6 protein-coding genes are annotated in these 10,944 nt (G+C 60.1%); 2 read left to right on the top strand and 4 right to left on the bottom strand.

Annotation, left to right across the window (positions count from 1 at the left end; genetic code table 11):
* Nucleotides 1-709: 709 nt before the first annotated feature.
* Nucleotides 710-1,132: a nickel-responsive transcriptional regulator NikR gene (gene nikR / locus PHF39_RS13035; protein WP_300224796.1), complete on the top strand. Its 423-nt coding sequence runs from the start codon at nt 710-712 to the stop codon at nt 1,130-1,132.
* 99 nt (nt 1,133-1,231) lie between these two features.
* Here the strand turns inward: nikR and PHF39_RS13040 are convergent, their stop codons facing one another.
* Genes PHF39_RS13040 through cobN form a run of 3 tightly spaced genes read right to left on the bottom strand, consistent with a single transcriptional unit; the run spans nt 1,232 to nt 6,738 of the window.
* Complete coding sequence (locus PHF39_RS13040) at nt 1,232-1,957, bottom strand: ABC transporter permease (RefSeq protein ID WP_300224799.1); 726 nt, start codon at nt 1,955-1,957, stop codon at nt 1,232-1,234.
* Entirely contained in the window at nt 1,954-2,910 is a 957-nt protein-coding gene (locus PHF39_RS13045) for an ATP-binding cassette domain-containing protein (RefSeq protein WP_300224802.1), read from the bottom strand. Before PHF39_RS13045 ends, PHF39_RS13040 begins: the two co-directional genes overlap by 4 nt.
* A 21-nt stretch (nt 2,911-2,931) precedes the next feature.
* On the bottom strand, nt 2,932-6,738 hold the full coding sequence (cobN, locus tag PHF39_RS13050) for a cobaltochelatase subunit CobN (RefSeq protein ID WP_300224805.1): 3,807 nt from the start codon (nt 6,736-6,738) through the stop codon (nt 2,932-2,934).
* A 121-nt stretch (nt 6,739-6,859) separates the two neighbouring features.
* Here cobN and PHF39_RS13055 point away from each other — a divergent pair, with 121 nt between their 5' ends.
* Entirely contained in the window at nt 6,860-7,474 is a 615-nt protein-coding gene (locus PHF39_RS13055; RefSeq protein WP_300224807.1) for a hypothetical protein, read from the top strand.
* Between the two features lie 134 nt (nt 7,475-7,608).
* Here PHF39_RS13055 and PHF39_RS13060 read toward each other — a convergent pair.
* The coding region (locus tag PHF39_RS13060; RefSeq protein WP_300224809.1) for a DUF3344 domain-containing protein at nt 7,609-10,944 on the bottom strand (3,336 nt) is incomplete at its 5' end.

Consider the following 10,944-nt stretch of genomic DNA (forward strand, 5'->3'; position numbering starts at 1 on the left):
ACCGGGGAGCAGGGGGTCCCTTCCGGCTTACGGGGGGGGGGGGGATCCCGGACACCCCCCACCCTCGGGGTAGGGGGGTATGATCGATTTGAAACGCAAACGGGGGAGGGGGTATCCGGCATACCCCCCACCCATAGGGAAGGGGGGGGCGTAATCGATTTGAGAGACATGAGGGAGAGGGGGGCCCTGAATTACGTTTGATGCGAAATTCATCGATGTTCACATGAACGCGGAAGAGAAGTGCTATTGCATCGGGAACGAGCGTAGCAGCCGCACTCTCACCAGCGCCCGGAATATGGGGTGAGAAGCGGAGGTAAGACAGAAAACGGGATTCTGGTAAGGAAGACAGATTATTGTTTGTTTTGGCGACAGGTCTCCCTGCGGTTTTTGTTGCCGTTTTTTTGTTATGGTCTTCTCCGGTGCCTTCTTTGCTATCGCCATAGTAGTGTCCAGCTCCGCTTACCGGTATGGGTTCATGAACCGGGATGCGAAAACAGGGCCGTCAGATCCGGTCGTATGCTTTGAGGGAGTGGATCCGGCAGCCGGGATGCAGACTGGCAGCGTACGAGAGCCAGAACACTTTCGCACAGGCCAGGCGATAAAAACCATGGTTTTCGTTATTTATTGTATTACCAGGTACAACGCATATCCGCGTTTGTTCAAAATCCTTAAGACCAAGTAATTATGATATTCCCATCACTGATACCCCATGACCATGGACGACGACCTCTCGCGGATCGGCATCTCGCTGCCGAAGAACCTGCTTGACAAGTTCGATGAGATCCTGAACTACCGCGACTACTCCTCACGTTCGGAAGGCATACGCGATGCAATCCGGACATACATCTCCAATTACAAGTGGATGAGCGAGGTCAGAGGTCTCCGTCAGGGAGTAATCACTATGGTCTACGTCCATGAGCAGCGCAATCTCCTGCAGGACATTACCGATATCAAGAATGAATACAACCCCATCATCAGGGCCACGCTCCACTCGCACATGTCGCACGAGAAATGTCTTGAAGTCATCCTGATCCATGGCGATGGAAACCAGCTCAAACAACTCACCGAGAAGCTGATGGCACACAAGGGCGTCGAATCCGTGAAGCTCACAACCATCGCGATCGAAGAATAGCTCCTTTCGGGCATTATCGGACGATTATTGAAGAATTATCCTGCCGGATCCGGGTCTTCCCCAAAAAACAGGAAAAAACCCCTCCGGCCCGCAATTGAGTCAGATGGTAACCTTGCGGAAAACGCGCAGGCAGATTGCCAGGAACGCAGCATCCAATACAAGGAGGAGGAGGATCGCTCCTGCCGGGAAGCCCCCGGCAGTCACCTCCCGTACGGCATCGATAGCGTAACTCAGTGGGTTGAGACGGGCAATCATTGCAAGCCAGCCGGGCATGACGCTGTACGGCATCAGGGCGCTCGACGTGAAGAAGAGCGGCATCGAGATCATGGTGTTGAATGCAGCATAGGAGTCATGGTCTTCGAGATAGAGCGCGATCGTTGTTGCAAAACCGGAGATCAGGACCCCGAAGAGGAAGAGCACGAGATACGTGATGCCGTACTGTACCGGGTCAAGCAGGCTCGCCCCGATCAGGAGCGCGATGGCAAGGATGATGGTTGCCTGGACCAGCCCGCGGCCGGTGATGAAGAGGATCTTCCCGATAAGGATGCTGCTCCGGGGAGCCGGCAGGGCCAAAAACTTGTTGAGGAAGCCGAGGATCTTATCGAACATCAGGAGTGCTCCCCCGGAGAGGCCGGCCGTGAGCATGGTCATGACCAGGATGCCCGGCACGATGAAGTCAAGATAGTTGCCGGTGAACTGCACCGGCAGGGCAAGCCCGACAAAGACCAGCCATGCCGCCGGCATGACGAGCGAGGAGACCACTGCCACCCTGCCGCGGCCCCATTTCAAAAAATCCCGTTTCATGTAAGCGACAATACCGTTCATTTCCTCCTCCTGAGCATGATCCGGAACTTGTCGAACGCAAAGCCCTGCGGCTCCTCCTGCCGGCCCACGGCCTGCAGGAAGACGTCGTCGAGGGTCGGTTCCCGGAGCGCCATGGACCGGACAACGCACCCGTTGTTCTTCAGCGCATCGGCAAGGAGGGGAAGCGCCTCCCTGCCGTTCCCGGCGGTGAACGAGACCTCATCACCGCTCCGTCCGACAAAAGCAACACCGTCCACCTCAGGGGGGGTAAACGGGCCCTCGACCCTGGCCGTTATCACGTCCTTCATCAGCCGTGCTTTCAGTTCGGCCGGCGTCCCGAGCGCCGCGATCCTGCCCTGGCTGATGATCCCGACACGGTCGCAGAACTGGTCCGCCTCGTCCATGTAGTGGGTGGTGACAAAGACCGTCATGCCCTTCCTGCGGAGGGCGCGGATGTGTTCCCAGATCCGCTTCCGGGCCGCAACATCGAGCCCGATGGTCGGCTCATCGAGGAAGAGGACGGATGGTTCGTGGACAAGGGCCTGCGCAAGCTCAAGCCGGCGGCGCATTCCCCCGGAGTAGGTCCGTATGAGGTCGTCGGCCCGGTCGGTCAGTTCCATCACGGCCAGTGCCTCGTCTACCCGGTCCGCGGCATGGGGTACTCCGTACAGGTCCGCGAAGAACCGGACGTTCTCCCGGCCGGTCAGCTTGATGTCCACTGCCATGTCCTGCGGCACGTAGCTGAGTGCACGCCGCACCTTTTCCCCCTCGCGCTGGACATCGTGCCCGCAGACGCTCGCCCTGCCTTTCGTCGGGGCGAGCAGCGTTGTCAGCATCAGCACTGTTGTCGTCTTGCCGGAACCGTTGGGGCCAAGCAGGGCGAAGATCTCGTTATCTACCGAGAGGTTCAGGTTGTCCACGGCGCAGAGATCCCCGTAATACCTGGTCAGGCCTTCGGTCTCGATCGCGTTCATCGCCGGCCATCCCCGCTCTGATTACCGCTGGTGTCGTGCATGGACTTTTTCCAGGATATCTTTCATCGCGTCGCCCCATAAGGGATTGTCGTCCATGGTAACAACATCCACGGTGCCGCCCTGGTAATCCCCCTGCCCGGACCGGTCCTCCATCCAGGACTCGATCTCAAGGTAGTTCTTCTTCAGCTCGTCCAGCACCCGGGGATCTGCATCCCAGAGGCTGCGGGTATGGGCTTCGAGAAGCCGGCGGGCAATCTCTTCAAGGGCATAGGGGTTGTTCTGCTCAAAGAAGTCCCGCATCTCCTCATTGTTGACAAACGTCTCGGCAATATCGTTGAAGATCCAGTCGTCCACTTCCTGCGTGGAGGCCGACCAGCCGTACACCCGCGTCACCCGCTTCATGATATCGGAAGCCCCCTTATACCCGTGGTCCTTCATGCCGTAGATCCATTTCGGGTTGAGGAGCTTTGTCCGGACAACCCGGCGGATCTCGTCGGCGAGGTCGCGCACCTCGACGTTTTCGGGCTCGCGGGTGTCCCCGTAATAGGGCTTCACGGTGTTGCCCGAATAGTGCCGGGCCGCGGCTGTGAACCCTCCCTGCGTGCCGAAGTAGCAGCAGCAGCCGAGGAGGTCCTGTTCGTCGGACTGGATCTTGTTGAACGTGACCGAGACGGTCGAAAGGCTGGCCGCGAGGTGCTCGTGGGCGTCCTTTCCCGCGATGTCCCGGCCGTACGCGTACCCGTTGTAGGCCACAAAGATATCGGCGAGGTCGGCCTGCGTCTTCCATGCGCTGGAGAGCACCGCAAGGTTGACGCCGCTTGCGTACGAGCCCGGTTTCGAGGAGAAGATCCGGAGCGTTGCATCGCGGAACCCGGCGCCGTTCTCCACCATGCTCTTCTGGGCGTGGCGGCGCACGAAGTTCCGGTCGGGCGGTTCGTCCAGCGCGGCAACGGCACGAATGGCGTCGTCGAGCAGCTCGTAGCAGGTGGCGAAGTTGTCCCGCAGGATGCCGGTGGTCCGGACCGTGATGTCGATCCGGGGGTGGCCGAGCTTGTGGAGCGGGACGATCTCGAAGGACTTCACCTGCCCGTTCTTCTGCCAGACCGGCCGGGCACCGATCAGCCAGAGCATCTCGGCAAACATCTCGCCGTCGGACGCCATGATGTCGCCCGCCATCCAGTAGAAGCCGATATTCTCCGGCATGGTCCCTTCCTCCCGGGAATACTTCTCAATGAGCGCATCGGCAAGGCGCTGCCCCACCCGCCATGCGGCCCGGGTCGGGACGCGATGCGGGTCCAGCGAGTAAAAGTTCCGGCCGGTTGGCAGGACATCCTCGTGCCCCCGCGTGATCTGGCCGGAGGGACCGGCCGGGACATAGCGGCCGTCCATGCCATGCAGGAGGGAATCGATCTCCCGCGATTCGTCGATCCGCCGGCCGATGTCGATCACCCGATCCCTCACGATATCGAGGGCCCGCACCTGCCCGTCGGAGATCCTCCTGCCGAAGACCAGGGCAGCCGGGACCGCGGGATCGTCGAGTACGGCAGCGACAAAACGCTCCAGCTCCCGGTCAACCTCTTCGAGCAGGGCGCCGTACGACATCCCGCGATCCTCAGAATACCGGTCCTGCCCTTTAAGGAGCTCGTCCAGGTCAGACCCGATGACCCCCGCAATGAGTCGGCGGGGTGACGCGGGGCTGTTATCGAACCGGATGATGGAGCTGACAAACTCCACCCGCTGCGCACCTGCGGGAACGCTGCCGAAGACATGCATGCCGGACTGGATCCGGGTATTGCGGATCTTCGAGAGCGCTTCGTGAGCCTTCGCCGCTATGACATCGAGGGGCATCCCGTGATCCAGGTGCATATCCTTGTCCAGGTTCGCCCGGATCAGGGCTTCGGTGAGCTGGTGCTGGAGGGCGTGGGCGCGGGCCGGGTCGTGGCGGGCAGTCTCGTACTCGGAAAGGATGCTGTCGATCTCGAGAAGCTCGTCATACAGCCCGCTGCCGGTCATGACTGCCTGCATGTGGTCGACCAGGACGGCATAACCGCGCCGCTTGGCGGTCGTTCCTTCCGCAGGGTTGTCGGAATTATAGATATACAGGCAGGGCAGGTTACCGGCAGCGATGTCCGGGAAACACTCCTGCGAGAGGCCGGTGCCCTTGCCCGGCAGGAATTCGAGGCTGCCATGCGTGCCCACGTGGACGATGAGGTCGGCCTTTCGGACCTGGTCGAGCCAGTAATACGTGGCAAGGTACTGGTGCGGCGGCGGGCATTTCGGATCGTGGAGTATTTTGCAGACGGTTCCGTCGCACCGCGATCCATAACATCCCCGCTTGGGCTGGACGTGCACCGTGGCATTGCCAAGGGATATTCCCGTAATCAGCATACGGTTGCCCAGCACCATCCCTTCCCCGGGAGGCTCGCCCCAGCTCCCTGCCACGTTCTTTTGGACCGCCGGAGGCAGCGATCTGAAATACGGCAGGTACGTATCCAGGTCCATCAGGTCGAGGGCCCCCCCGCAGGCAACGATGTCCTGCGCCGTTGTCCACCGGAACTCCGAGATTGCTTTCTTCTCCTGGATGGTATCGACAAGCTCTTTGCCGGATGCCGGAGGCGAAACCCGGTACCCGGCTTCCGCCATGCGGGCAAGGATACGGGCAACGCTCTCCAGCGTGTCGAGGTTGGATCCCCCGCCGATATTTGCTTCGGTGCCGGCACACGGGTTGTTGTTCAGGATGAACGCAACCTTCCGGTCGGCTGCCGGTTTTTTTGCAAGCATTATCCACTTCCGGACCCTGCGGGCGATCTTCGCGCACCGGTCCGGGACCGCCTCGCGGGTCTTGCCGCCGCCCGGTTCGCTCCTGCTCGTCCCGGCAAAGACCGGCTCGATCACCCCTTCGAACTCCGGGAGAGCCACCGACCAGCCGACATCCATGGAAAGGCCGTCCGATGCCTGCCACCGGGCAAGATCCATGTACATGGTCACGACCGGGGAGAAGACCGGGATATCAAGGGACCGGAGCAGCCCGATCCCGGCCGAGGTCCCGGCCGGGAAAGTGCCGCTGCCCCGTACCGAGCCAAAGAGGAACGGGATGAGCTTGACCATCGCGTCGACAAGGGGGGTCCCGTTCCGGACAAGGTAATCGGACACCACCTCGTCCATGCCCCGGGCGCCGAGCGCATCGTCGCGGATCGCGTAGGTGAAGACAGGGATGACGGCAAGGCCTTCTGCTTCGAGGCTTGCGATGAGCTGGTCTTCGAGCGCCACGTTTCCCGCCGCCCACGATGTGCGGGAGAAGATAAGGGCAACGCGGTACTTATCCCCTGCACGGCTGCCGTACCAGGCCAGGTACTCGTCAACGCCGGAAAACACCTGCGGTGCTTCGGGGTGATATAGTCCTTCCCAGGGTACATCGGCGGGGGGATCCACCGGAGAGAGAGTGCCGGTCAGTTCCCGGGCGATATACCGGAGCAGGTTTTTGAAATTTTCATCCCCGTTGTTGGTGATGTACCGGTGGCAGGTGGTCACTATCTCCGGTCGTACCGTGGACCGGGCCCAGAATGACGGATCGGGACCAAGCGAGATGACCGGGACCGTCTTTTTGATCTCCTCGACCTCCCGGTCAAGCTCTTCCCAGAACAGGTCGGACGTATGGTACAGGAGGATGACGTCGGAGTCCTTCATCGAAGCGACCGCTTCCTCCCGTTTCTTTGGCGATTCTTCGAGAATCCGGGTGGGGTAGATGGCACACCGGATCGCGCAGGTTTCCGCTGCACGTTTCATGACAGGGGCATAGGACCCCCACATAACAGAAGTGATCTTCATTGGCCGTCCATGGCGGGCACCCGGGGCGGGGATAACGGTTGTCCCGGATACCGCGTATCGTGAACTCTGACACTTCAATTGTTAATAATTTTGTTAATTATGTTATCAGGAGTGTACGAAAATGAAACAGGTAATACTAAATGTTAAGAAATCTCTCATTGTAGTTATTACCAGCCAGAACCCGGGCGGGAGTCCGGACTGGAGTGCAGGACGAGCAGGAACTGTTCCGCACCATTACCCGCCGGGAAGTCCCCGTATGAACCACTTCCATGACATCTGCCCTTTCACAGCCATCGTCGGCCAGGAGCAGATGAAGAAGGCCCTGGTCCTGAACGCAATCAACCCCCGGATCGGCGGGGTCCTGATCAAGGGGGAGAAAGGCACGGCAAAGTCAACGGCAGCCCGGGCGCTTGCGCAGGATCCGAAGCTCTACCTCTTCGATGAACCAACCAGTGCGCTCGACATCCGGTACCAGATCGAGGTGATGGAGACCATGCGGGAGATCACGGGGGAACGCGGGGCCGGCATGATCATCGCGGTCCACGACCTCAACCTCGCGTACCGGTACGCAGACACCGTTGTCGTACTGCACGGGGGAAAGATGGCCGGCTACGGGAAACCGCAGGAGATCCTCACCCCGGAGTGCATCCGGAAGGTATACGGTGTGGATGCATTTGTCATTGAGAACGAGCAGGGAAAATTCCTGGTCCCGTTCAGGGCAGGATCAGCGCCATAAACGGGCCGGAAATGGCGGCAATGATCACGGTATCCGAAACTGCTTCCGGCCCCCTGTTGCGCAGATAGTCGCCGGGGCGTGTTTCCCAAATACCGGGATGGCCCGACAGTACGGGCATTCTCCCCCGTTCCGGGTCACTTGCCTTTCTTCAGCGTGAGGTTGAGTTCGTTCATTTTGTAGGGTTCCACCATGAATCCTTCGTAGGTTGCCTTGGTCTGGTTCTGGGTGACCTTGATGGAGTATTCTCCGACGGCCATGTACTGGAAGACAAACGGGGTCTTCCGGCCGGTATTCTTGCCGTTGAGGTAGATCTTGCCCCCGACAGGATTGCTCTGGACGGAGATGCTCCCGTACAGGTACGGCTCGAGGACAAAGCGCCGGACAAGATCGGTACCGCTGACACGGACCGTGGTCCGGATCGGGTAATAGCCCGGTTTTGACACCAGGAAGACGTGCTCCTGGTCGGAGATGTTCCTCACCAGGTACGGCGTGGTATAGCCCGTCGGGTACCCGTCAACGCTGATATCGGCTCCCGGCGGGTCTGATTCCACCCAGATACTGTTCAGCGTATAGCTCCGCGGCTCCAGCACAAGCTCGCTCGTATTATCGGCGAAGATCGTGTAGGTGACGTAAGCATCGTCCTGCCGGAGGGTGATGAAATTCTGGGTGGACTGGACGGCGAAACTCTCCCCGACACGGTACTGGCGCGGTTCCCCGTTCACGGTGAATACGGATTGGTTGAAGGCGGTCGAGTTGATCGCCGGGCGTGCAAGGACCGGGTTCTCGAACGAGGTGATCGAGACCGGCGTGATGAGCCCGCTTGCGACAACGACTTCCTTCTTCTCGATGGGGAACTTGATCTTCTCCTGCGTCGCTGTTCCCTGCACGGAAGCCACCCTGACCTGAACGGTATGTTTGCCCTCCTTGAGCCCGTAAATAATGGCCGGCGAGGTGAAGCCGGTCTTCTTCCCGTCAACAAAGACCGCGCCATCCGGGCTCGACGTGACAAAGATCCCGCCGTAATTTTCCTGGTTTACGATCCCTTCCTGCAGCTCCCCTACTTTTGTCCGTTCCAGGACGGTGGTTCCCCGCGTTTTTAAGTCAAAGCTCATGGTCTGGTTGGTTGTGAGGAAGATCCGTTCTTCCACAGGCTCGAATCCCTCCACTTCAACCGAGACCGTGTGGTTCCCGGCAGAGAGGCCGGCAACGGTATCCGGTGTTGCCTTGCCGCGGTACTGGTAATCCACCGAGATGAGCGCCCCGGGTGGGTTCGAGATCACCCGGACCTCGTACGTCCTTTGCGACGGGTCGAGAACCTCCTCGATCGGCCCGGTCGCAAGCAGGGACGGGTTCGTCAGGTTGACCGTGCTGGTGGGATCGGAACTGTTCTCTTCGGAGTCATCCCCCTCCCCACCCTTAAAAGATGGCGCGGTGGACACGGGAAAACCTCCTTCCAGCGCTTTTGCCACGACAAGGACGAGGTTCCGGTTCTCCATGTAATCGCCCTTGGTCTCTTCCCCCACGCTCCCGATACCCGCGATGTTTTCGGAACGCAGGACGTCCGCGCTGACATTCATCCGTGCAATGCTGATCCCGGAAGACCCGCCGCTCAGCATGTTCGCCCGGGTCCGGCCATTGAACAGGACGCGGTTGCCGCTGCCGGATGCCGCCGTGCTGATGGCATAGAGCTCACCTTCCGCGATCGCGGTCATGTTGAGCGTGCCGGGGAACCGGATGCTCGTCTCCGCAGTTGAGGTATCGACATTGAATTCGGGGTTCGCATATACCGCATCGGATCCCTCACCGACCCAGTACTCGATCTCCTTTCCATCAGGGTCTTCGGCGACAAGGAGGAGCACGACGCCGTACGTGGCGAACTTGTCCTCGGGCCCACCGGTATTGGTGACCGTGAACGTAATCGTCCGGTTCCCGGGCCGGATCCCGGTCGGGGCATAGCAGTGGGTCTCCACCGGGTAGTCGTACGTGCCGTTCCCTTTCCGGTCGGAGTATACCGCTTCCCTCTCCAGGGATTCGCCATCCATCTCCACGCCAGGCGAGGACGCCTTTCCCTGGAGGATTCCGGCATCGTGGCTCCAGGTGGTGTACACGTACAGCCGGGCGTCCGTGACCGTGGCAGCCTCCGGGACGCTCACCTCGACCGGGTAGGTTGCGCTCATGCCCTTCCCGAGCAGGCCGGAGTATCCTTCGGATTTCTGGACCGCCACGTTTCCTTTTACCGCGCCGTGGCGGTACAGGGAGAAGGGCCGGCCGGTATATCCAACCCCTGCGGTCTGGACGGTTCCATTTGCCGATGCATTGGCTGCCAGCTCCACGAGTTCCAGTTCAACGGACTCCGTCTGGTCTTCCTCAAGGAGAACGGTGGCAGTGGCATTCCCGTACCCGGGTTTGAGGAGTTCTACCGTGTGTTCCCCGATAATCACACCCTCAAGGAACGTATCGGAGAGGACGGACATGTTCTTCCCGTCGAGATAGACCCAGGCCCCGTGCGGCTCGGAGGTGATATCGATAGACCCGTTGATCTGGGGGAAGGTGATGTTGACCGTGGTGGTCTCCTTGTTCCTGACCGTGACGGTGACCGGATTGGCTTCCCGGTATTTTTCATTGTCCTCAAGGACTGCCTGGACAGTATGCTCCCCCGCTGCTACCGAAAGGAGGGTTGCGTTCGTGACCTTTTCGGTCTCCTGGTCGTCCAGCAGGATCTGTGCGCCCGGGGGGAATGAGGTCACCTCAAGCGTCCCTTCCGGCCGTTCCCTGTAGCTGATCCGGAGGAGTGCGAGGGGAATCTTGAAGTAGGCGCCCGAACGTTCGTACTGGAGTTCCGTGTCCTCCCCGAGCTCGATCGAGTCGGTCACATCCCAGTCCTCGGTGCCGAAATACTCTCCCTGCGGGGCCCCGTTCCCCATGAGCTCGTCGCCGTTCAGGGTGTAGATGCCGTCCACGCTGGCCATGTACAGAGACGAGAGGGTTGCTGAAAATTCCTTGTCCTCGCTTTCGGATACCCGGGAGGTTGAAAAGGTGGTCTCCCCGGTATATCCCCCGTCGTTCAGCTGGCTCATGGGGTCGTGCCCTTCGTTGATCCAGTAATAGATCTTGTCCCCGTCGTTGTCGTTATAGGCGACCACCAGCGCCATGAACTTGATCCTGCCGTCAAACGAAGACGCGGGGGTCTTCTCGGTTTTGACCGCAACGCCGATGGGTTTTCCCGTCAGCTGGCTCTTCATGTCGTACGAGAAGATGTAGTCGCTGGTCACCCGGTTGCCATTGGGCAGGTAGACCGGGCCGGTGCCGCCGTTCTCGGGATACGTGTACTCGACATTCATGTTCTCCTGGCCAAGGATCTGGTCGCCTTTCCCGTCGTTGTCCGTATCGAGGCTTATCTCCGCCTTTCCCGGGTAATTGTTCTGCATGTGGCCGCAATAGACCCCGACATAGAGCCTGGCCCACTGGAT

The organism is Methanoregula sp., from assembly GCF_028712425.1.
Lineage (GTDB): Archaea > Halobacteriota > Methanomicrobia > Methanomicrobiales > Methanospirillaceae > Methanoregula.

What these genes read in the sequence shown, in the direction of transcription:
- nikR (WP_300224796.1), top strand. Translation starts at nt 710, where the DNA reads ATGACCATGGACGACGACCTCTCGCGGATCGGCATCTCGCTGCCGAAG.
- PHF39_RS13040 (WP_300224799.1), bottom strand. Translation starts at nt 1,957, where the DNA reads ATGAACGGTATTGTCGCTTACATGAAACGGGATTTTTTGAAATGGGGC.
- PHF39_RS13045 (WP_300224802.1), bottom strand. Translation starts at nt 2,910, where the DNA reads ATGAACGCGATCGAGACCGAAGGCCTGACCAGGTATTACGGGGATCTC.
- cobN (WP_300224805.1), bottom strand. Translation starts at nt 6,738, where the DNA reads ATGAAGATCACTTCTGTTATGTGGGGGTCCTATGCCCCTGTCATGAAA.
- PHF39_RS13055 (WP_300224807.1), top strand. Translation starts at nt 6,860, where the DNA reads ATGAAACAGGTAATACTAAATGTTAAGAAATCTCTCATTGTAGTTATT.